A 22,203-nucleotide genomic window follows, 5' to 3' on the forward strand; every position below is an offset into this window, starting at 1 on the left:
AAACTCTATATTGAAATTTTTTTAATAATTATCTTACGTACAATTCTTTTATTCCTTGCAATTCCCTCTTTAAATAAGAATCCAACCACTCATAATACATTTTAATCTTCCCGTCTCTTCCTTTCTCGTTTTTCAACTTCTCTTTTAATCCAATTCCACGTTGAAACACCTCTTTTCTCACGGGATCAATGCGTTGTAAAATTCCAGTTCCCTCTATATTTTTTAATCCTGTTGTATTTATATAATACCTCATATCACCATAAGTTGCAGCAATAAGTGTTTTTTTCAATTGAAGAGAAAAATTACAAAGCATAGATTTTTTCTCTCCGTTCCCTGTAATTATTGAAGGCAATTCTCCCGAGGTCGACAACCAGACAGGTATCGCCACCGATGTCAAAGGGAAACCAATTATCGTCCACATCGTTGTCATCCCCGAATCTTCATTATTTTTCACCCCTTGAATGACAGCAGCAGCACTTGTGGAATAGCGATTTATACAATCCTGAAAATACATATAATGTTTCTCATGTTCCCGTGCATTTTCAAAATCTTGAAGTTTCTGCCCACTTAAAGAATTTTCCAAAGAAAAACAAACAGAATTCAATAAAAAATTAATATCCAATCTTTTACCTCCATAACGTTCTAATATTTTTTCAACTGTTTTATAACGTATATATCCATGCCCTTTCCCCTGCAAACCGGATAAAGAATAGTTCGTGCGTATTAAATAACCATTAGGAGCAACTCTGGCATCATTTACATCATAACAAACATACGTGAAATTATTCGTCTCAAAATACGCCCCATTCCCTCTCGCATCAATAACACCAAAATTCACCCGAAAACCATGAGGTTTAGGATAATTCTTCAAAAAAGACTCAAACTCCTCCACGGACGCACAATTAAGTAATGCCTCCTTCATAAACACCCCGGACATATTCGTCTCAACCCGAACGGAATCACGCAAATTTCCTGAATCAGTACTCATAATTGCAAATCCTTCTGAATTATATCCCATCCAGATCGTTTTATTCTCCTTATACCCGGCATTTACAATCGCCATAGCCGAATATTTCCCGCCAGACAAATAAAGAACTTTCTTATTCAATTGTTGCTCATTGTCAAAATGTTTCCACATTAACGGACGCCCATCTTTTGTCACTTTCCCCGAAATAATAGCAGAAGTACAAGCTCTACTTTGATAAACAAAACAAACAAAAAATATAAACAAGAAAAATTTCATTTCAAACAATCTTTATTTGATTTATCTCTCAATTATTTCACTACACGCCTTAATGTACATCTACCACCGTCATCTGAAATCAGATCAAAACCAGAGGACAAATACAGATTGAATGCAGCAACATTATCTCTATAGACAACCAAATCTACATTCAAAAAATTTTTCATTTTAGCGTAATGCACAACAGCATCTATCAAGCGATAAGCTAAACGTTTCCCTCTAAACTCTTTTTTCGTATGCACTAACGTAATAAAACCTTTTCGACTCTCAACATCATAAAAATACGAAGCCACAATTCCTGCCACATGACTGCTTGAAACAACGACAAACATGGTCGATAACCGACTAATTTTCTCTGCAAAAGCGACCAAATTTACTCGCACACTAAGTGGTTCATAAAAATCACTATCATAATCACAAACGTATTGATAAAAAAACTCTTCTCGAGGCTGCCCGATATAAATACTCACATCTTCATTTATCTGAAGTTTGGATTCTACACCCCTGAATACATTTTCTACCTCAAACATAATTAATTGGTCGATTATTTACATATCTGCCGTTGTTGGCTAAGTTTACTGGTTACCTGATCTCCCGTAATAACTTGAACATCCTTACGTGTAATCACATTCACGACCGTACGTAATACAATCTTTATATCCAAGCATAATGAAAGATGCTCAACATAATACACATCCATTTCCAACCTTTCATCCCAAGAAAGATTATTCCTTCCATGCACCTGTGTATATCCCGTAATACCTGGTCTAACTACATGTCTCAACTTTTCTCGCTCCTTATAATAGGGTAGATATTCTGTTAGCAAAGGACGAGGCCCGATCAATGCCATATCACCCATCAATACATTAATGAATTGAGGAAGCTCATCTATAGATGTTGCCCTTATGAATCGTCCAACAGAAGTTAAACGCTGTACATCCGGAAGAAAATTTCCATGCTCATCCCTCTCATCTGTCATTGATTTATACTTGATTATTTTAAAAATTTTCCCATTTTTACCCGGGCGGGATTGGCAGAAAAAAACACCAGCTCCTTTATTCGCAAAATGCAACCAAATGGTAATAATCAACAACAAGGGACTCAAACAGAGTAGGACCACCAATGAAATAAAAAAATCAAACAAGCGCTTAAAAAAATACTTGTACATAATCACTCATAAGAAACTAACAATTCACTTTCTCTATCCAAAATAATAGGTTCTATATCAACGTCTCTCAAGAAAATATAAGGTTTTTCATAGTGATAATAAGGTGCTCGTTCTATCCCATAAGCATTCCCCGCCTCTATATAACGCATGGAATCTCCAACCAAGTCAAAACCGATTTCAGACATAATCCCTGTATAAGCCATATGGCGAATATTACACTCCGTCACCTTCATATTTCCTTCCCGATCTTCCTTCAAATCGAAACTCAATACACCATGAGCCTTTAAGTTCAATTTATTACAAATATATTCAATACAGCTATTACAAAACGACAAGATTCGATCCTCATTCAAAAAACGTCCAAAAGAAGTATTACCAGTAACTTTAGAGGGCACCAAATTAGCCATCACATACTCTGCGCATTCCAATGCAGCACCCTTTAAGTATTCTCCATCAATATATAACATCTGTGTGGCAAGATGGCGTCCAGTCAAAAATTCACAAACAGTAAATTCGGGAATTTCTTTATTGATAAAAAGCCAAGATTTATAATTATCAATACTATCCAATCTTAACGAACCAAGTCCCCCGGAACCTTTCGTCGCCCTTATCCAACAAGGGAAACCTATTTCTTTCTCAACCTCTTCAAAATGTGGATTATCTTGAGTGACCTTTATCGTCTTGGGAATATACACAGAACCATTCAAGATGTCTGCCATGATCGATTTGTCCATCAAAGTTGTTGCCAATTCTAACGGTGGTATAAAAGTAGGACAAGGGTAAGTGCCATGTTCCTTACGATACACTTCCCAGCCGATAACTTCAACTTCCGGTTGCACAAAAGCATAATCAATGGATTCTCTCTTGATCAGGTTTATCACGAATTCCCAATAAGCAGGATTATCCATCCTTGGGGCAACATATCCTTTGTCAATTAAGCCTTGCATATAAAAACCCAATGCTTTCGGATTCGCATCAATACCTATAATCTTATAGCTGGGATAATGCTTTTTTATAAATCGAGCTATGGAACGAGGAGTCATTCCACCAATACCTGTAATTAAAATTGTTTTCATTGGTACAATAATCTGATTAGATATATTTTGATAAAATCTTTTTCAATCCTGTTCCTGCCGGCATTTGCCATACTCTTGCCCCCCAATCATGATTTCCTTCAATCAAAATAGGCCCATCTTGCTTTATGGCAACATCCCAACCTATTGATTTATTATCACCGTATTTAGAAGTAGCATTCACACAAAGTTGCCGCACCTCTTTCCAATAAGGAACTCTAAAACCCTGAATTTTCATATTTGAAACAGGATGAACCTTATAATCTGGTAACGTAATATCAAACGACACTCCGTCCGATTCTATTACTCCTGTTTCCACGTTTATTTTAGCAGTAATTCCACCGGAAGATAAATTATCAGTATTTTTATAAATCCCCATTCTTAAGCTGGCTCCGATCATATCAACACCTCCGTCTTGATTCAATTGCGTGATAAAACGCACCGTATTTAAACTATTGGGAGCCAATCGTTGTAAATCATTATGCTGATAAACAAACTCTTCTAAAATATCAAAATGTAACTCTTGAGCAAGTTGCAGTATCTTTTCAGGAGTATTTCCCGCAATTCTCAAAATTTTCACGTTTTTCCCTCCACCTCCCGTGGAACCTTTCAGAACGATCTTCTCTTTCCCCGCAATAAATGCGGCAATATCTTTAACAGATCCCAACAAGGGATTCATCCACGAACGTCCTAAAAATTCCTTATAAGCATCGAAAAACTTAATTTTATCAGATAGTATCACTCGTTTTTGCGGTGGATTATTTTTCTTCTGAAACTCATACATAAAACCCATAGAAGCATACTCTCGCCTCTCTTTCATGGGCTTTTTGTAAAAACCATAATAATAGTACTCGTGAAAAGCCGTACCCAATCTTAACGTTGTACAAATCATATCCCATATTTGATACCCACAGGATAAACCGTAAGCTTTCTTTACGAAATTACGATGCTCTCTCAATTTACACCAATTGGTAATCTTGAGATAGTAACAAAAATAAATGAGATGTTTCATGTTTAACAAAATATCTAACAATTGATTCTATTCTTCAGTAGCCTCCTTATTCAATTTGCTAATTCTTCAAGATAGAATTTTTACCACAATTCGCTTTATAAGTATAGGCCCCAAAACCAACAATGAGAAGTATATACAAATAACAATACCAAAACATCCAGGCTCTATGCAAAAAAATAATAATAATAATTGGTAAAAAAAGGCACAAATACCTCACTCTTACTTTCATAAATATGACATAAAACGTCAAACAAACCAAAAGCAAGCCGATAAAACCACTATCATATAAAAACTCCCGATAATCGGACAAAACTACATTTTCATTCACTTCCAAAGCAAACGTTCCATGCCCCCATAATAAAAGAGGAAAAGAGGATTTCAAAAATTTATCATAAATAAATAGAGCCGTATTATTCGTTCTACCATCCAATATATTTACTTCTTCCACACCGAAATTCCTTCCGATTGAATATTCCCACACGGCATTTAGCAAAACACTATCGGCTAAAATCAAAAATGCAAGTAAGATCACAACCGCACAAACATACCATTTCCAATGAAATTTCCGAATGATAAACATATTATACACTTCTAAAATTACCAAGATCACAAAAAAGGCAGTTGAAAATGTCATACATCCACAAATTACTAAAATTGGAGTTCGCTTAGCATATAATAATTTTTCCATGGACAATGTTAATCCTAAAAGAATTCCAAAATGCCCCGGCTCCGTCATAGGTCCCGTCGTTCTTAAAAAGTGGAAACCGCCTATATCAAAAATAATAGTATCATACGAAAGAATAAAACCATATACTCGGTAAATAATGTGTTTGTTCAAATGGGCAGCAGAAACCGGTTCCATTTCAAAATAAGGTAGAGCATTAGCGGGAAGAAAAAGTAATAAAACAGACAATAAAACAGAACTGGCTGCAAAAAAAATCATCATTTTCCGGAAATAATCAAATGTAATATAATACACTTGATTATCAAAAAAAACAATAAATACGCTTGTTAGTAAAGGTAGAAATATCTTAGCAGTCCAAGAATGTCCACCTACAGGTAACCCAAAAGAAACCCCTAACAAAAAGAAAAGAAAAGCAAGAATATACCGCTGTTTTGTAAACACTAATTGTCTTTGCATATACGACAGAGTAAATACAAGTATCATCAAGAACAACGATAAATAATGCAACATTATTTCCATTGGCAATAATCTCAAAACAGGGGGACCGATCATCACCAACAAACAGAAACACAAGAACAATGCTCCTATCTTCTTTACATTTATTTGTAACAAATCATTCATCTACAAACATAAAAAAGAACACTCCTACCATTCAGTATATCAAACAATAAAATATTTTTCAAAAGACTTAAGACCTCCATGAACAGCTTGCAACAAAGAAATCTCCCACAATCCATTACCCTCAATAAATACCGGTCCCTTTTCTGTTATGGCTATATCCCAACCGACAGAATGACATCTATACATCTTTGTATGTAATTCTAGTGCGAGGTCAACAGCTTCACGGAAAAAAGGTATCTCATAATCCTTAAATACGACACCCGAATCCAAGTGCCTTTTAGTTATCGTCCCATATTGTGGCTTTAAAAAGCCATTTTCCAATAACCTACCTTTTTGCATGTCTATTCCAACAAACGTACCTCCTTTCGCCCAGTTATCCACCGAACTACCTTCCCTTCCGATTCTAAGCCCAGCACCAAAAGGAATAACCTTTCCCTCTTTAGTCATAACTGTTTGTAATCTTATCGAATTTAGTGTAGATGAACATAATGCTGACATTGCAGGATGCTGATAAACTCGTTCTTGAATCAAATAATCTGCAGATAAAATCACCTCCAACAATTCATCCAGCGTCACGATATGACCATTTTTATAAATCTGTTTATTTTTCACCTGCAAAGAGAATACCCCATTCCCCAACTGTCCATCTGAGGGTTTCGCAAAAGCATCCATATCCATGGAAAAAAATATTTTCAATTTCTCTCTATCTGTCACTCCCTCTATGTTTACGAATTTAGAGTCCATATATATGATATTCCGCCCTTTTACAAAGCAGAGCACTTTCGGAGTAGGGATACCAAAACTATTTAAAAATATACTGAAATAGAACTTATCCGCAGTAATACTCCTTCCATGAAATATTCCATACACAGGATTAATCGTATTTAATCGATTTACTTTTTTTTGGAAAAGGTAATATGGAACAATATATGAAAAACATATTTCCCGAATTGACATGTTTTTCCTATCAAATCCATAGGTAAAATAATATGGTTCAAAATCTCTATATCGCAAAATAAAATACAATTGCTCTAAAAATATTCGAACACTCGATTTATGTTCATACTCCATATAATAAGATGGAGCTATTATATAACGATCATAATGTTTTATTAAAACAATAAAACTTTTCAATCTTTGATATAATCCTCTCATAAAATATATTACAATTTAAACTTCCACAATGTAAAATATCAACAAACACATTTTATGCTGTTCTAAATTTTTTAATCACCTCAACTCCCAACGTCCGGAATTGATTAAACGAACTTAAATTAAAAACACTTGACAAGCTTAAATAAAGAATCATGAAGATAATCGTAACGCTTAAGCCTTCGAAATAAATATTCAAGACGACAAGATTACTCAAGAAATAGGTAATAACAAAAGTTAACAAAACAGTAATAATTATTGGAAATAAATCTTTTATCTGAGATTTAATCCTATACCCCACATATCTTGATACGAGATATGAATTTATAAAATAAAGAGAATACGCTGTCAATACCCCTCCCCACAATAATCCATACATACCAAAACAAATTAATCCTCCTATATTAAGAATCAAACCTAAACTTCTTTTTATAATAGTCCATTTTAAAAGGATATCACTTCTCCCAATTGCAGCAACCGCATTATAATTTATCATTTGCAAACAAATAGCCATTCCTGCAATACAAAGAATCTGGAAATAAGGAACACTCGCAACCCATTTGTCTGAATACAATAAGATGATAAGAGGTTTTGCTATAAGAATTAATAACATCATCAACGGGAACACAAGAAAAGCCAATGAAGTTATGAATCTTTGTAACACTCTAATCATAGATAAATTATCGTTTTGAAACTCAGAAAGAACAGGATAAGCAACTTGATTAACCACACTGGAAATACTTGTGGATGCAATCTCTTCTAATTTTCTTGCTTGCGTATATAACCCCATTATTGCCGGCGAAAAAAATTTTCCTATCAATACTCCATGTATATTATCACAAAACGTATTTATCAAACTTGATAATAATATAAATCCACCAAATCCAAATAATTCCTTAAAAGATTTTTTTGAAAATAAAAAAGACGGAACCCATTTATTGAAACTCCAAAACAAGATGGCATTAAACAAACTAAAAAGCAATTGTTGTGCGACCAAAGCCCATATTCCCCAGCCTATCCATGCAAGAACAATTGTTATTACAACAGAAAGAAGCGATGCGGTTAAATTCACAGACGCTATTGATCTAAATCTCAATTGTTTACGCAATTGATTACATTGAATTATACTTAATGCATTTAAAATCAACACACCTCCTTGAACTCGCAACACGGGAGTTAACAAAGAAATCTCATAAAAGTCTGCAATAAAGGGGGCTGTAAAAAATAAAATTCCATACAACACAATAGATAGAAATAAATTCCAATAGAATATTGTAGAATAATCTTCTTGTGTAGGTTCTTTCTTTTGGATCAACGCCGAACCAAACCCTCCGTCTATAAATGTGTTGGCAACCGCAATAAAAATCAACAACATCCCAATACACCCATAATCGTCCGGAGTTAATAGTCTTGCCAAAACAATATTTGCAACAAAAGCTATAGCCATTGTTCCAAACTTTTGCATAAAACTCCACAACATCCCTGAAATCGTTCTTTCCCGTAAACTATCAGACATCACTTATTTCCCAATGTTTCTTTTATAATCATTCCAAATTCCTTTCCGATTAGTCAATTGTACTAAAATTGGATCAGGCCGACTATTCCCTTCTAAAATAATAATTTCGCTATTTTTCCCTATCACTACATCCCAACCGACATGCCTAACCTGAGGTAACACTCTCGAAGCCTCTGTCACAACAGCAAGTATTTTATCCCAATGTTCAATCTTATATCCGATAATCTGTTTACTCGAATACGGATGACATAAATAAGTCTTATAATTTGTATCTATCCCGGGGGATACTACTATCCCTGTTTCCACATCTACACATGCAGCAATTCCCCCGTTATGAATATTATCCGTATGTGAACCATTGTTCCCCCAACGTACTGCTGCACCCATAATCCTCGTAACTTGGTCTGTTCCCAATAACGTATAAATTCTCAAAGTGTTTATTGCGTGAGGATAAAAAGATCTCATCTCGTCACTTTGAACTAACAACTCTTCCCCAACCCACCTTTCTTTTGTTTTTTGTAGCTTTGTCTGCAATGATGTAAACCATTCAAATAAATCATCTTCTTTTGCAATTTTAACAATTTCAACTCCACTTCCTTCACTTCCTAAAGTTGGTTTTATTATCATCTGTTTTTCTTTTAACAAATCAAAAAAAACATTAAATTCATAAAAAGAACAAGTACTTAAATTAATCCAACGACGTTTTATAAATCGATCATATAACGTATTAAATTCTATTTTATCAAAGACCAAACGCCGATATTCTTTTTGGTTACATATATTATAAATTCTATCCCGCTTACCTCCTACGATGAATTCTTTTCTGCCAGACCGTCTCAATTGATCAAAACGATAATTCCAATACTCTTCAACCCCTAATTTATAACATCCATAGGCAAACATATAATCCACCAAATAATACACCTTCCACCACCAATTTACCTCATCAAGCATCAAATCCCTCAACCGACAAAATTTACAGTATCTTCTTTTCCACTCTTTCATCACGTTTATTTTTTAGATTGACGCACCATTTCCAATATTTCATCCGTATAATTTCCCAATGCAGGGCCTATCAATTGGTATACTCCCGGAGAATGCAAGTTCAATTCAATCAACACGACCTCATTCTTGTCATTCACCGTAAAATCCCACCCGATTATTCTCGTGTAAGGCAATGTCATGTGCATACTCTTAGCTTCATCTACAATTTGTTGAAATAGCGGAACAACAACACCATCATATTTCAAACCAAAATCATTCTCTTCATATACACCCGTGGGATTTATCCCGTATGCCGGAGATTTCAATTTACCGGAATTCTCTATCTCACAAAAAACGCCACCTACTGAAACATTATCAACTTTTGAACCTTTACGTCCCATCCGAAGCAATGAAGTTAGTACCACCACTTCATTTTCCCTTCTAAATGTTGTTAAGCGCACAGTATTCAAGGATGTCGGATTCAATCGGCTCAATTCCGGATGTTGTATCACGGCTTGTTGCACGATAAAATTCTTTTTATATTTTTTGAATAACTCCTTTACAGAACAATTGTCACTATCCGTCTTCCCCTGAACAGACGAGAAGCGAATAACACTTTTACCTTGAGCACTCTCTACCGCCTGTTTGATAATAGCATCAGACAAATTAGAACATATATCTAGCGCCCGCTCTTCTGAAATGACTTTCATTCCCTCGTAATAAAAACCATTTATATTTTTCACAATACTTTTTGGCTGAAGTACGTCAGGGAACAAACGTTCAGTGAAATTCTTATCCGCATACGCTTTTGTCACGGAACGATCATTCATCAAAGGCAAAATATCGGCATAATATAAACCTAACGGCACGTATTTCGGAGTGAAACATCCATTTATCGAATAATAATACTGATGCCAACGTGGATTTACAGCATTCCCCAAATGTTTTTCATAATAAGAACGGATCTCTTCTTTCTCTTCTTTTGATAATTTATTCAGTTTCACCCCAGAAACCATTTGTTTATATATCCTTCTCTTTTGATATTTTACCCATTCTTGAGACAACTTTTTCATTGTCGCCTTGAAAAGATGTTTTACACTTTTCTCCATAATACAATTTTAACGATATTTTTGCATCTCCCTAAGCAAACGAATTACATTGCTCCGATGATTTTTATTCCGTATATATGAATAAACTAACTTAGAATTATTACTCAATAAAGCTTTAACCACACTTTTCAAACACCCCAAAAAATTAGTTCGCAAACCGACAGCAACAAGAGATGAAACCATCCCTCCCATATATTTTGTTTTCCACAAATTATCCGTTTCTTGCCGAACTTTCGGTTCATAAAGTTTACTTTCCTTCAAAAGGTCACAAATCTCTGTCGTATGAATCAACATCTTCTCTGAAGTATCAATACTAATTTTTCTGTTTCTATCATTCAATATATTGTACACTTCAAATTTTAGTGAATTATTTTCCTCCCTAATCTCCAATACCACAGCTAGACCATTATACCAATATCGTTTAGATGCCTTATAATCAGGTGTATTTTTAGAATTAAAAAAGAAATTCCCCAAACTATAAAAAATCGGCCTACCTTTATACACCTCCCAACCTTGCGGTACATGCGGATGATGTACAAACACGCCATCAGCACCATAATCTACAAAATCTCGATAACGCTCTCTTTGTTCCGGAAGCGGAATATCTATATATTCAATCCCATCATGCAAATAAATAAACAAATAATCTACTTTACTCTTGGTTTCCAAAATCAAATGATTCACCCGTAAATGATCCATTTCCGCACAACCAAATTTACCAGTACTTAAATCCCAAGCACCAAAACTCGCATAAGTCAAGGCCAAAATTCCAATAGAAATACCATTCACCTCTGTTATTTCCACTTTATAAGCCTCATCAAATGTTCCCGCACCAATTACTTTCGCCTTACGAAAAGCTCTTTGGGTCGCCAAAAATCCATCATCACCATAATCAAAAGCGTGATTATTTGCCAAGGAGATAACATTGAAACCCATGTTTTCTATAAAATCTGGTACATCCGGGTGTTGCTGTATATTAGGCGGTATTTTATTCAATTTTCTCCCATCACTCTTCACCGGTCCTTCAAAATTACATATTTTCAAATTACAAGAATCAATTAACGATCTTAAATCTGACGCTATGGAAATAAAAGATGGAGATGGAGTAGAACAAAAATCTCCACAAATAAAAAGCCTTACCTTATTTTCTGACATACAAAATTGATTTCACATTTACGACTTATAACCTCCCCATTTTATAAGAAACCTTTCCTACATCTTCCAACTTCTTCCATTGTTTATAACAATCTTGAATTTCCTTTTTCCATCCATACCCCAAAAACAATTGCCCTGTCCTATCCCAATAGTCATTAAACTCCACAACTAGAGGTCCTTCCGGAGTTATTGCGATATCCCAACCAATGGCTTTCAAATAAGGTATTGATTTCTGAAATTGAATAATTTCATCTGTTATTTGCTTCCAATTTTCGATAAATACCCCCTCCAAAAGAGTACCACTATCAGGATGATGGGTTATGGACCGAGTTTCTCTCCACTCATCAAAAAGAGTTACATTAAAAATTCGTCCAGTTTTAATATCAACCCCAGCATCAACATTACCACCAGCACCCGCATTATCAACACAAACTCCCGCCCGACCAAACTTCATCCATATCGCAATAATCTTTACATCTCCCGTTGGATATAATGTAGTCATAAAGCGAATGGTATTCACAGAGGATGAGTTAAATGAATCAAACTGTTTGGTCTGATATATTTTACTTTCAAAAATAAGTGGCTCGTATTCTTTCAATCTATCCTTCAAACAAACTTTACGACCATCAAAAAGATGTAAGATACAATCTTTATCTGTATACTCTATATCATTTACAACGATAACTCCATCTCCATGAGATGTTTCTGTACTCTTAATGACACAAGAATGTATATTTTTAGACTTCAATATTGCCAATACGGAATCATAATCACAAGCAATATGATCATTTTTTACTCTTCCTTCCGGATGATAGTAACAATACAACTCCGCTTTCCTGATATTATTTGCCCCTAATATTAAATGAGATAGATATTTATTACGAGCTAATATATAATACTTTTTAGGATTTAACAAATTCAAACAAGGACGCTGCTCGACTCCCGACAAAAAAGAATCTCGAAATTTTTTCCCTCGACTTTCAAATTTGAAATTAGAATACTCTTCTATACTGATACCTTTTTCTTTTTTTAATCGTATAAAATCTCGCAATAAAAAGAAATACCCCTTTCTAGAATCCTTATGAACATCTCGCAAAAAAGACAAAAATACTTTTATTTTTCCCACTTTTCTTCCCATAATAAAGTGCAATATCATTTAAATAGTCAACAAACCTCATTCAGAATATACATAATCTCGCAAATAAGCAAATCGTTCCGTCAACTTTCCATTCTTCAAAATCGTGGCACGATTTATCACATCACTCTCATCCGTATTGCCACGTAACATATCATTAATGACATGCTTCACGAGAGCTTTTCCAAAATAATCACTCGTGTCTAAAGCCAATGCGTTAGGCAATGTATCAACAGCCATTACCGTCACATTACTTTCAGAAGAAAACGCAATTTCCTCCATTTCAGTACAAGGATTATAATCATAGAATGGGTCTTTATGTGTCGACGGACGAAGTGTTGATTGTACACTTCCCATGATATCACAAGTAACATCTCCGATAACTTTAATCTTTACCTCCGGATTACGTAAATTCTCCTTCCCTAAATAAATCGGATCTTCAGGTCCCCAATAATGGCAAGGAATAAATATATCGGTAACCTTAGCAAAACGTAAAAAATTACTTTTATATAATTCCGGATGAGAATGAAATTCCTCTCGATCAAAAATAGATTCATCATCTATACGACAAACCGTATCAGGCAACTTTGCCACAGTATAAACGGGAAACTCAAATTCCTGCTCTAAAAATTCTCGTGGAGAAACTTGCTTTATTCCAACCTCATCCAAAAAGTGTTGTGCCCCATGCGATACCCGACCATTACCAGTTACAATAATTTTTAATGCAGGCAACTCCACAACCTTCACTTCACTTTGCATCCTGATCAAGGTGAATTGTTTATCCGGTTTGGGTAATTCAAACGTCCTCATGCGCAAACCGTAAGCCCGCAACGTATTGTATACCCCAACGACACCAGCCCACCAACCAAAAGCACACAATCTATATCCCTTTTCATCAACCAAATATTCGTAATCAGAAAAAGTAATATTCAATTCCATCATTCTTTTCAACAATGGCTTATTGTAAGGTTGCATTTTAGCTATATGACCAAAGAAAAAATAATGCTTGTTAGGTATTAAAGATTCAATGTCAGCTTCTTTTATCCCGAAAAGAACATCACAATCATCCACATGATCAACCAACCTAATCCCTTTCAAAGCATACTCTTCATCTGAATACACTCTAATATCACTCTTTTGTACTACAAATTCAACATCAGGAAACTTTTGCTGCAAATCAACGATCTCTTGAGGTGATAATGCCACACGATTGTCTTCAGGAACTTTTGTTTCTTTAATAATACCAATTCTCATAATTATTCAAGCAATAATTGTTATTCTTTTTTATCTAACTTCTCAAACTCCGAATTCCTCGACTTAAACTCCGGCACCACCTGTTTCATCAATCGCACGGAATCTTCCACTTTCACCGCCAACGCCAATTCTGCCAACTTATCATAAGTCTCTAACACCTCTTTACGCTTGTACTCCCGAACTTTAGCCACCCGAATCTTATCATGTCCCGTGGGTATCGTATTTTCCTCGTTACTTAGTACTTCCTCGTACAGTTTCTCTCCCGGCCTCAGCCCGATGAATTTGATCTTAATATCTTCATTTGGCGTATACCCGGCTAATCGAATCATTCTTTCTGCTAAATCCACAATCTTCACGGGATCACCCATATCAAAAACAAAAATCTGATTACCTGTACTCATCGTTGCCGCATCCATCACCAAACGACATGCCTCCGGAATCGTCATGAAAAAACGAGTGATCCTCGGATCGGTTACCGTAACCGGCCCACCTTGTTCTATTTGTTTTCGAAAATACGGTATCACACTACCGTTACTTCCCAACACATTCCCGAATCGGGTGGTCACGAACCGGGTCTTTCCCCTGATCTCTCCTCGTTCCATCGCCAGCCCCAAACTCTGCACATATATCTCTGCCAAACGTTTCGATGCCCCCATCACGTTAGTCGGGTTTACCGCCTTGTCCGTCGAAATCATCACCATCATGTCCACCCCGTACTCCACACAAAAGTCTGCCACGAGTCTCGAACCAACCACGTTCACCCGAACGGCTTCGCAAGGATTCTCTTCCATCAACGGAACGTGTTTATAGGCCGCAGCATGAAACACTACCTGCGGATGAAATTTCTCAAAAGCTCCTTTCAAACGCTCTTTCTGCCGGACATCACCGATAAAAGGGGTAAATTTTAGGCTTGAAAAATTCCGTTCCAATTCAAGACGGAGTTCATGCATCGGGGTCTCGGCATTATCAAACAATACCAAATGAGCTACACCAAAAGTTGCCAGTTGACGACACAACTCGCTACCGATACTTCCGGCTGCCCCCGTTACCATCACGACCTTTCCGGCAAAATTCGCCTCAATCTCCTTTGTGTTTATCTCGATTTCCTCCCTACCAAGCAAATCCTCGATCCGGATTTCTCGGATAACAGTTTTCTTCAACCCGTCACCCAAAACGTTTATGGGTGGAGCCACCAAGTTTTTCACTCCATAAGCTTGACAGTAACGAACCAACCCTTCAGCCTCCCGTTGAGCTGTTTCCGGAGAAGGAAATAGCAGGCCATTTATATTGTATTTCTTCACGAAACAAGCAAAATTAGCCTCGTCTTCAAAATAATAAACCGGCAGTTCCGAAATGGAGTAAGACTTAAGTCGCTTATCCGGATTCACGAATCCCACCACGTGATAATGCTTACTCGTGTGCATCCTTTTTTTCAACGCCACACTTTTATCATCCGTCCCATACACCAGCACCCTCGTTTTACTCGAACGATACAGAGATATTACCAAATCATAAACAAGCACAAGCATCACCCGGAACCCGATAAGAACCACCGTTGTTACCAGAAAATCAACAAGAAAACACGCGAAAGTATGGTTATTGAACATCCGGGAAACAACAAGAGAAACTAATCCTAATAAAAGCATCTCCTTAAAAAAGATCGCAACGCCCATCTTCCCGATACTTTTTATAGTGGCATGGCGAATTATATTTTTGTTCACTCCCAACGCCATAAACACGAGAAAACTGATCAAGAACGATCCCACAATGACGAACAAGTAAGCATTCTTTGACAAGTCGACAATAAAATTGTCTACAAAAAGAAGAGCCACGAATGAACTTCCCACGGACAACAAAATGTCCACGAAAAGAACCGTCCAAGAATTAACGTACTTTTTTCTCTCGCACAAACGATCACAAATGGAATGAATGGAGTATCTCATTTATACCAAACGTCAAAAAGGAGCGTCCCCTCCGGTATTAATAGCTGATCCGGCTTAGAAGTACCGTTGAGGGAGACGCTATAACCGGGGGTTGCATCTCCCGGAATCTGAGATTTATATTGTGAATCACGTCTAAATTATTCCTTCTTACCATACAATTTGTCATGGATGGCAAACTCCCGCCTAGCCAAGATACAAAACACCCGGCCGAACAACTCCAAATCGTCACGAGTAGACAAGGCAAAACGTTCTATCATTTCCTCCTCCTCCTGCTTTACACTGACGGCCAACCGAACTCGCTCTTCGGCCAATCGTACCCGTTCCGGTTCCGGCAACTCCATTGCCCCAACAACATCTTCATAAAAACAAAATGTATCCCACCATGCCATCAATCCCTGACGGTCCAAATCACGAATAGAGCCAAGCGCCTCGGAAATCAGGCTACCAGCCAAAACCCCGTTCTCCATTTCACCCGTGAAATAGTAACAATTACATAACAATCGGCAAATATTCGGAGTACGACACGGTAAAACAATTTTGTCACTTCCCCACGGGGTAAGTATGTCATAAGCCGCATCCAACGCCGTGTTTAAGAAATTCAAGTCTGAATATAACTGGTAAGCATCCATCAAATCCACCACGTAACCGGCCCGAACATCTGCAGGGAGGTTTTTGTTTCCAGCCAGAGGCTCTATAAACCGGGCGATCTCACGCACTCGTTCATGAATTTCATACGTCTCCCCGAAACTCTCTTCCAACCAAGGATAGACGCGAACCATCGAGTACACGGACAAGTAACCATGCAAGAATCCTGACAACGCCGGGGAGGGACAACGCCCCATTTCTAACTCACACGACCGTTTATACAATTCGTGAAATAAACCTTTTTCCATTTTTTTGTATCACTCTATTCTTTCAAGAAACGAACTTGGAATATAAGAAGTAGCAATAGAGGCTACCCCATCCAAACGAATAATTACACGTTTATGATTTTTCAAACGTACCAACTCACCTTCCAATCCTTGCAAGGGACCTTTAATAACTCTTACCCGATCACCCCGTTTGATTCCTTTGTTCAAAACCTCCACGCTACCAGTTGAGAAATCCAACAAAAACATGAAATCCTGCATTTGTTTATCCGGAACGATCAGCGAATGGCGTCCCTCAATATCTTTCAAATAAACAATATTCAACGAATGATCATTTATCAAGGAAAAACTTGTTGCCTTATCCGTCCGGATAAATATTAACCCATGAATCAAAAGTACCCGGATCTTTTTACGTCCAACGGGTGTTTCTCGCACCTGTTCTTCCTGGGGCAAAAAATTCTCGATCCCCAGTTCATCCAGCTTTCTTTTGATCAATAATTCCTGATTTACACGGGTATAAGCAGCATACCAGTTTAACTTGTTACACGCAACCATTATTTTTATTCTTTCCCTATTTTCTAGCGAACGATGATTTCCTTTGTCTCTGTAATCCCCGGACACACGAACCGCCCGGACGCGCTTCGCGCACTAACCCTGTCACGGGTCCTGATTTACGGCCATGTGTTCCACGCACTTCACTTTACACAGCAACAATGCATGAAAGCTGTCTGCACGAACGATTCATTTGAATTAAAAAACGATCGTTTAATGATATTAACAAAGCAGATCTGTTAAATTGATAACCTAAAAGTGTAAATATCTAATTACAAGAATCCAAAAAAAATTGACAAATAGATGGTGATATTTAAAATTGATGTATATTTGCAGCGCATTAAACGATCGTTTTTCGATCTTTACAGCATACTAATAAACAACAAATTACCCCCTTTCCCTACCCAAAAATTCTTTACAAAAAACAAATAATATTTTCTTGAAAAAAATTATCCATTTAACACTATATGTTCTCCATAAAGGCATACAAAAGCCACCGTAATAATCTCCTCTCTCCCATCTCACACCCTTTCATCGCCCTTTCATCGCCCATTGTCAATAGAACTACAAGTGCGAATGAACTCCCCTCAAAGACTTACATCAGATTATTACATGATTATTACTATCTTTTTACCAATAATGACATCAAAATAACCACGATGCAAAGGAACGTGTACTTTAAAGCAATAGATTGACCATTTTTCTCTACCTTTGTTCAGAATTAAAAGCAAACAAGATGCTAGACCATAAACTCACGATCTTTTATCACACGGCAAAACATTTGAACACGACAAAGGCCGCCGAGATATTACGGCTTTCCCAGCCGGCCATTTCCAAAAGTATCAAAGAACTGGAAAAGGGATTGGGGATCACTCTTTTTGATCGTGAGAAAGTGCGGTTGATGCTTACCCCTGCCGGAAAATACCTTTTGGAACAAAGCGAAGAACTGATTGAACGGGAACGCATCATCACCTTCAACCTGCAGCACATGAAAAAAGAGTTCTCCGGAACTTTACACATCGGAGCCAGTACCATGCTATCCCAGTACATATTACCTGAATACTTGGCCCGTTTCCGGGAAACTCATCCCTATATCGAAATAAACCTGATCAGTGGTAACACCTACCAGATCGAGCAGGAATTGCTGGATAAAAACATCCAACTCGCCTTCATTGAAGGTGTACCCTCGCAAACGGACATTCACTATATCCCTTTTTTAAAAGATGAAATCGTCCTGGTTACCTCGGCCAAAAATGATTCCCCGGAATCGATCACGAAAGAACAACTGAAGACGTTAAAATTCGTCGTTCGGGAAGAAGGCTCCGGAACATATAATATTATCCAGCGCCAGCTATCCGCAGCCGGGATGTCTATCAACGAGCTAAACCAACAGATCGTTATCGGAAGTACCGAGGGAATCAAACAATACCTCAAACACTCCGATTGCTACGCCTTGGTCTCCGTGTTTTCCATCCAAGACGAATTGTCCTGTGGCCTGCTAAAAATCATCGACATCGACGACCTCGAAATCTCCCGTACGCTCTATGCCATTCACAAGCAGGGCACCATTGACCCCTACGCCGAGCTACTCCTGAGATTCTGCGAATCCCGAAATAGAAAATCGAAACGATGATAGACAATTTAGGTATTTACTGAATATACCTAATATTTTCGTTACCATATTGCTAACAATACAATTGATGTTTTAGTCACTTTTTTGTGTTTTCCCGCAATATATAACCTGTTCAATCAAATATATTCCTAAATAATTTGTACCTTCGTATTTATGTTGAATAGACACATGAACATGGAGCGTAAATTACTGAACCGAATCAAAGTCGTTCTCGCAGAGAAAAACAAGAGCAATAAGTGGCTCTCGGAACAATTGGATAAAGATCCTGCTATAATCTCCAAATGGGTTACCAATACAACACAACCCAATGTGGAGACGCTAATTCAAATATCCAAAATTTTGGGTGTAACTGTGGATGACTTATTGAGAACGGAACAATAAACTTATGGGAGCAGTCAAATCATATAAGATTGATGTAAATGCTTTTAAGTTAAATGCAGAATTGATAAAAAAGTAAAATGGCTAAGAAACAAAATAAACCGGTAAAGGAAGAAAACCTTGAAACGATACTTTTCAGCTGTCGTAATAGTCTGCGTGGGCGTGCAGCAATGACAGATAAGCGTGACTTGCTGTTGACTCTTGTATTCCTGAAATTCATAGGAGAACGATTCAAACAGCAAAAGGAGAAAATCAGGCATGAAATAGTGGAAGTGCAGGGTATTAATGATACAGATTTCATCGAGTTGCAACTTTCGCGCCCTAACCAATATATGCAGGATGGAGTGTTTTTCCTGACAGACGAAACATTTTGGGACGAACTGATTCTTACTTCGCCTACCAGTATGGCTATTGCTTTCGATACGGCTATAAAAACTTTGGATGACAACGAACCCAAGCTGAAAAATGCCCTCCCGCAGCAAATTTTCACGAAAACAGCCCTTGAACCGGGAGTTTTGAAAAGTGTAGTGGATGAAATAAACAAGATAGACCTACAAAAATTTAATGACCACGACCTCATAGGACGTGTATACGAGTATTTCTTACAGGCCTTTTCCATCAACGCAGACAAAGAGGAAGGAGAATTTTATACGCCACATTCTATCGTGGAACTTATCGCCTCTCTTATTGAACCTTTTGATGGAACGGTCTATGATCCTTGCTGTGGTTCGGGAGGTATGTTTGTTCAAGCGGCAAAGTTCATCGAGGCTCATGGTGGAAACACGAAAGCTGTCAATGTGTATGGGCAGGAATCAGAACCGGCAACCTATCGCCTTGCAAAGATGAATCTGGCTATCCGAGGCATCTCTTACCATTTGGGCGATAGAGCCGTGTCCACGTTCTCCGATGATCAGCATAAGGAACTCAAGTTTGATTACATCATGGCAAACCCGCCGTTCAATTTGAAGAAATACGCCGAATATGGAGGTTTTGAGACTGATCCTCGGTGGCAAGGCTATGGGGTTCCTCCTGCCAGCAATGCCAACTACGCATGGATTCTTCATATCCTAAACAAACTGAATGTCAGTCGTGGAATAGCCGGATTCCTGCTTGCCAATGGAGCTTTGGATGATAGCGATACGCGGGAAATACGCAAACAGCTAATCGAAAGCGACAAAATAGAAGCTATTATCGTTTTGCCGCGAAACATGTTCTATTCTACCGATATATCCGTCACCCTTTGGATTTTGAACAATAACAAGAAAGGTGGCCCTTGGCATGGCAGGCAGCTTCGTAACCGTACCGGAGAGGTCTTGTTTATCGACTTGCGAACTTGGAACAATAATATATACGAAAAGAAATATGTCCGTCTGTCAGAAACGGAAATCAACAGAGTAAGTCAAATATATTTCAATTGGCAAACCGAGAATTTTGCCGAGTATGCCGAGCCGGAATTATACTATGCTGCGCATCACGACGAAATTCAAAAAAAGGGATATTCCCTCGTACCTTCCAGATATATTGAGTTTATTGACCGCGATACGGAAATAGACTATAAATCTGCTCTTTCTGAAATGAGTTATAAATTTGATGTGCTGAAGAAAAGATGGGATACAAACGAAACGGAACTCGTAAACGCTTTCAAAGTATTAGGGTATGGAAAAGAATAAGTTGCAACATCATGATATAGCAACCGATAAACTCTTTGATGATATTCGAGGCATCATAGAACAAGGTCGGGGGCGGGCATACGCAGCAGTCAATCAAATTGCGGTACTCACCTATTGGCACATCGGACGGCGGATAGTGGAGGAAGAACAGCATGGGAAGGCCCGTGCACAATATGGCACCCGGTTGATTAAAACATTGGCAGAGCAACTGATGCCTAAATACGGCAACACGTTCAACAAGCGAAATCTGGATTACTTTCGTCAATTCTATTCGTGTTTCGATAACTTGGAGATTGTGAACACGTGTGTTCACAATTTGACATGGTCGCATTTCCGCTCGATTATACAGGTTGCAGACCCAAAGGCCAGAGAGTGGTATGTAAAAGAAGCCTCAGAACAGATGTGGAGTGTGAGGACACTCAATCGCAATATCGGTACACAATACTATGGTCGCCGTATGGCTTGTGCAAGAGAAGGATTGACATTACCATCTCCCGATATTGAAGCCAGTGATCCATTGGAGTATATAAAGAATCCGGTGGTTGCCGAGTTTTTGGGTTTCCGCAAGGACAGCAAATATGACGAGAGCCAGTTGGAGCAAGCCTTAATAGATCATTTGCAACAATTTATCATGGAATTAGGGCGTGGTTTCGCTTTTGTCGATAGACAGAAACACATTTCAACGGACACTGGTGATTTTTACATTGACCTCGTGTTTTATAACATTAAACTCAAGCGTTACGTGCTGTTTGAGTTGAAAACACATCCTCTGACACATGCGGATGTGGGACAATTGGACATGTATGTACGGATGTATGATGATCTTGTAAAAGATGAGAATGATAACCCGACAATAGGCATACTGCTCTGCACTGAAACCGACAAAGTAATGGCAAAATATTCTGTCCTTAACGGTAGCGAGCAGCTTTTTGCCGCTAAATATATGGCATATATGCCGACAGAAGAAGAGTTAAGTAGGGAGATAGAACAGCAAAAACGTTTCTTTTTGGAACAACATGGAAAGGGAGAGTGATATGAGGGCTAGTAATGT

General features: G+C 37.6%; 20 protein-coding genes. 4 read left to right on the top strand and 16 right to left on the bottom strand.

From position 1 onward, the window contains the following. Positions 1 to 28: 28 nt before the first annotated feature. The 16 genes from F1644_RS09225 to F1644_RS09300 form a co-directional block, all read right to left on the bottom strand. Positions 29 to 1,243 carry a carcinine hydrolase/isopenicillin-N N-acyltransferase family protein gene (locus F1644_RS09225; RefSeq protein WP_051465904.1) on the bottom strand — a complete coding sequence of 405 codons (1,215 nt, stop codon included), beginning with the start codon at positions 1,241 to 1,243 and terminating at the stop codon, positions 29 to 31. A gap of 32 nt (positions 1,244 to 1,275) precedes the next feature. Continuing rightward, positions 1,276 to 1,773, bottom strand: coding sequence for a GNAT family N-acetyltransferase (locus F1644_RS09230; protein WP_027201709.1), 498 nt, complete (start codon positions 1,771 to 1,773; stop codon positions 1,276 to 1,278). A 14-nt stretch (positions 1,774 to 1,787) separates the two neighbouring features. Beyond that, entirely contained in the window at positions 1,788 to 2,411 is a 624-nt protein-coding gene (locus F1644_RS09235) for a sugar transferase (RefSeq protein ID WP_027201710.1), read from the bottom strand. Between the two features lie 2 nt (positions 2,412 to 2,413). After that, a complete protein-coding gene (locus tag F1644_RS09240; RefSeq protein WP_118305118.1) occupies positions 2,414 to 3,487 on the bottom strand; it encodes an ATP-grasp domain-containing protein in 1,074 nt (357 codons plus the stop codon). A 16-nt stretch (positions 3,488 to 3,503) separates the two neighbouring features. After that, entirely contained in the window at positions 3,504 to 4,496 is a 993-nt protein-coding gene (locus F1644_RS09245) for a sugar-transfer associated ATP-grasp domain-containing protein (RefSeq protein ID WP_087422551.1), read from the bottom strand. A gap of 58 nt (positions 4,497 to 4,554) precedes the next feature. Then, positions 4,555 to 5,637: a hypothetical protein gene (locus tag F1644_RS09250; protein ID WP_140402625.1), complete on the bottom strand. Its 1,083-nt coding sequence runs from the start codon at positions 5,635 to 5,637 to the stop codon at positions 4,555 to 4,557. A gap of 204 nt (positions 5,638 to 5,841) precedes the next feature. Continuing rightward, positions 5,842 to 6,957, bottom strand: a complete 1,116-nt coding sequence (locus F1644_RS09255) for a sugar-transfer associated ATP-grasp domain-containing protein (RefSeq protein ID WP_087422549.1) — start codon at positions 6,955 to 6,957, stop codon at positions 5,842 to 5,844. A gap of 52 nt (positions 6,958 to 7,009) precedes the next feature. Then, positions 7,010 to 8,470 (bottom strand): lipopolysaccharide biosynthesis protein, encoded by a 1,461-nt coding sequence (locus tag F1644_RS09260; protein ID WP_118305117.1) that lies wholly within the window; start codon positions 8,468 to 8,470, stop codon positions 7,010 to 7,012. Positions 8,471 to 8,473: 3 nt separating this feature from the next. Further along, positions 8,474 to 9,475, bottom strand: coding sequence for a sugar-transfer associated ATP-grasp domain-containing protein (locus F1644_RS09265; RefSeq protein WP_087422547.1), 1,002 nt, complete (start codon positions 9,473 to 9,475; stop codon positions 8,474 to 8,476). Positions 9,476 to 9,480: 5 nt separating this feature from the next. Then, the gene (locus F1644_RS09270; protein ID WP_118305116.1) at positions 9,481 to 10,563 is read right to left on the bottom strand and encodes a sugar-transfer associated ATP-grasp domain-containing protein; all 1,083 of its coding nucleotides are present in this window, start codon (positions 10,561 to 10,563) and stop codon (positions 9,481 to 9,483) included. A 9-nt stretch (positions 10,564 to 10,572) separates the two neighbouring features. Then, the gene (locus tag F1644_RS09275; protein ID WP_087422545.1) at positions 10,573 to 11,718 is read right to left on the bottom strand and encodes a CapA family protein; all 1,146 of its coding nucleotides are present in this window, start codon (positions 11,716 to 11,718) and stop codon (positions 10,573 to 10,575) included. 25 nt (positions 11,719 to 11,743) lie between these two features. Beyond that, positions 11,744 to 12,856 carry a sugar-transfer associated ATP-grasp domain-containing protein gene (locus tag F1644_RS09280; RefSeq protein WP_158572075.1) on the bottom strand — a complete coding sequence of 371 codons (1,113 nt, stop codon included), beginning with the start codon at positions 12,854 to 12,856 and terminating at the stop codon, positions 11,744 to 11,746. 36 nt (positions 12,857 to 12,892) lie between these two features. Beyond that, complete coding sequence (locus tag F1644_RS09285; RefSeq protein ID WP_087422543.1) at positions 12,893 to 14,107, bottom strand: NAD(P)-dependent oxidoreductase; 1,215 nt, start codon at positions 14,105 to 14,107, stop codon at positions 12,893 to 12,895. Between the two features lie 20 nt (positions 14,108 to 14,127). Beyond that, complete coding sequence (locus tag F1644_RS09290; protein ID WP_118305115.1) at positions 14,128 to 16,050, bottom strand: polysaccharide biosynthesis protein; 1,923 nt, start codon at positions 16,048 to 16,050, stop codon at positions 14,128 to 14,130. Between the two features lie 137 nt (positions 16,051 to 16,187). Further along, complete coding sequence (locus tag F1644_RS09295) at positions 16,188 to 16,943, bottom strand: hypothetical protein (RefSeq protein WP_118305114.1); 756 nt, start codon at positions 16,941 to 16,943, stop codon at positions 16,188 to 16,190. Positions 16,944 to 16,952: 9 nt separating this feature from the next. Further along, a complete protein-coding gene (locus F1644_RS09300; RefSeq protein ID WP_027201723.1) occupies positions 16,953 to 17,474 on the bottom strand; it encodes a UpxY family transcription antiterminator in 522 nt (173 codons plus the stop codon). A gap of 733 nt (positions 17,475 to 18,207) precedes the next feature. Between F1644_RS09300 and F1644_RS09305 the strand changes: the two genes are divergently transcribed. The 4 genes from F1644_RS09305 to F1644_RS09320 all read left to right on the top strand — a co-directional run bounded on the left by F1644_RS09305 (position 18,208) and on the right by F1644_RS09320 (position 22,185). Then, a complete protein-coding gene (locus F1644_RS09305; RefSeq protein WP_168044549.1) occupies positions 18,208 to 19,104 on the top strand; it encodes a LysR substrate-binding domain-containing protein in 897 nt (298 codons plus the stop codon). 174 nt (positions 19,105 to 19,278) lie between these two features. Next, the gene (locus tag F1644_RS09310; RefSeq protein ID WP_168044558.1) at positions 19,279 to 19,485 is read left to right on the top strand and encodes a helix-turn-helix transcriptional regulator; all 207 of its coding nucleotides are present in this window, start codon (positions 19,279 to 19,281) and stop codon (positions 19,483 to 19,485) included. Between the two features lie 77 nt (positions 19,486 to 19,562). Further along, complete coding sequence (locus F1644_RS09315) at positions 19,563 to 21,152, top strand: class I SAM-dependent DNA methyltransferase (protein ID WP_168044548.1); 1,590 nt, start codon at positions 19,563 to 19,565, stop codon at positions 21,150 to 21,152. Then, positions 21,139 to 22,185, top strand: a complete 1,047-nt coding sequence (locus F1644_RS09320; protein ID WP_168044547.1) for a PDDEXK nuclease domain-containing protein — start codon at positions 21,139 to 21,141, stop codon at positions 22,183 to 22,185. Before F1644_RS09315 ends, F1644_RS09320 begins: the two co-directional genes overlap by 14 nt. Positions 22,186 to 22,203: the final 18 nt, after the last annotated feature.

The sequence above is a fragment of the Butyricimonas paravirosa genome, from assembly GCF_032878955.1.
GTDB lineage: Bacteria > Bacteroidota > Bacteroidia > Bacteroidales > Marinifilaceae > Butyricimonas > Butyricimonas paravirosa.

Coding starts and splice junctions, on each gene's coding strand:
- F1644_RS09280 (WP_158572075.1), bottom strand. CDS start 12,856: ATGGGAAGAAAAGTGGGAAAAATAAAAGTATTTTTGTCTTTTTTGCGA.
- F1644_RS09250 (WP_140402625.1), bottom strand. CDS start 5,637: ATGCAAAGACAATTAGTGTTTACAAAACAGCGGTATATTCTTGCTTTT.
- F1644_RS09310 (WP_168044558.1), top strand. CDS start 19,279: ATGGAGCGTAAATTACTGAACCGAATCAAAGTCGTTCTCGCAGAGAAA.
- F1644_RS09300 (WP_027201723.1), bottom strand. CDS start 17,474: ATGGTTGCGTGTAACAAGTTAAACTGGTATGCTGCTTATACCCGTGTA.
- F1644_RS09245 (WP_087422551.1), bottom strand. CDS start 4,496: ATGAAACATCTCATTTATTTTTGTTACTATCTCAAGATTACCAATTGG.
- F1644_RS09305 (WP_168044549.1), top strand. CDS start 18,208: ATGCTAGACCATAAACTCACGATCTTTTATCACACGGCAAAACATTTG.
- F1644_RS09240 (WP_118305118.1), bottom strand. CDS start 3,487: ATGAAAACAATTTTAATTACAGGTATTGGTGGAATGACTCCTCGTTCC.
- F1644_RS09235 (WP_027201710.1), bottom strand. CDS start 2,411: ATGTACAAGTATTTTTTTAAGCGCTTGTTTGATTTTTTTATTTCATTG.
- F1644_RS09290 (WP_118305115.1), bottom strand. CDS start 16,050: ATGAGATACTCCATTCATTCCATTTGTGATCGTTTGTGCGAGAGAAAA.
- F1644_RS09265 (WP_087422547.1), bottom strand. CDS start 9,475: ATGAAAGAGTGGAAAAGAAGATACTGTAAATTTTGTCGGTTGAGGGAT.
- F1644_RS09255 (WP_087422549.1), bottom strand. CDS start 6,957: ATGAGAGGATTATATCAAAGATTGAAAAGTTTTATTGTTTTAATAAAA.
- F1644_RS09295 (WP_118305114.1), bottom strand. CDS start 16,943: ATGGAAAAAGGTTTATTTCACGAATTGTATAAACGGTCGTGTGAGTTA.
- F1644_RS09230 (WP_027201709.1), bottom strand. CDS start 1,773: ATGTTTGAGGTAGAAAATGTATTCAGGGGTGTAGAATCCAAACTTCAG.
- F1644_RS09285 (WP_087422543.1), bottom strand. CDS start 14,107: ATGAGAATTGGTATTATTAAAGAAACAAAAGTTCCTGAAGACAATCGT.
- F1644_RS09315 (WP_168044548.1), top strand. CDS start 19,563: ATGGCTAAGAAACAAAATAAACCGGTAAAGGAAGAAAACCTTGAAACG.
- F1644_RS09275 (WP_087422545.1), bottom strand. CDS start 11,718: ATGTCAGAAAATAAGGTAAGGCTTTTTATTTGTGGAGATTTTTGTTCT.
- F1644_RS09260 (WP_118305117.1), bottom strand. CDS start 8,470: ATGTCTGATAGTTTACGGGAAAGAACGATTTCAGGGATGTTGTGGAGT.
- F1644_RS09320 (WP_168044547.1), top strand. CDS start 21,139: ATGGAAAAGAATAAGTTGCAACATCATGATATAGCAACCGATAAACTC.
- F1644_RS09225 (WP_051465904.1), bottom strand. CDS start 1,243: ATGAAATTTTTCTTGTTTATATTTTTTGTTTGTTTTGTTTATCAAAGT.
- F1644_RS09270 (WP_118305116.1), bottom strand. CDS start 10,563: ATGGAGAAAAGTGTAAAACATCTTTTCAAGGCGACAATGAAAAAGTTG.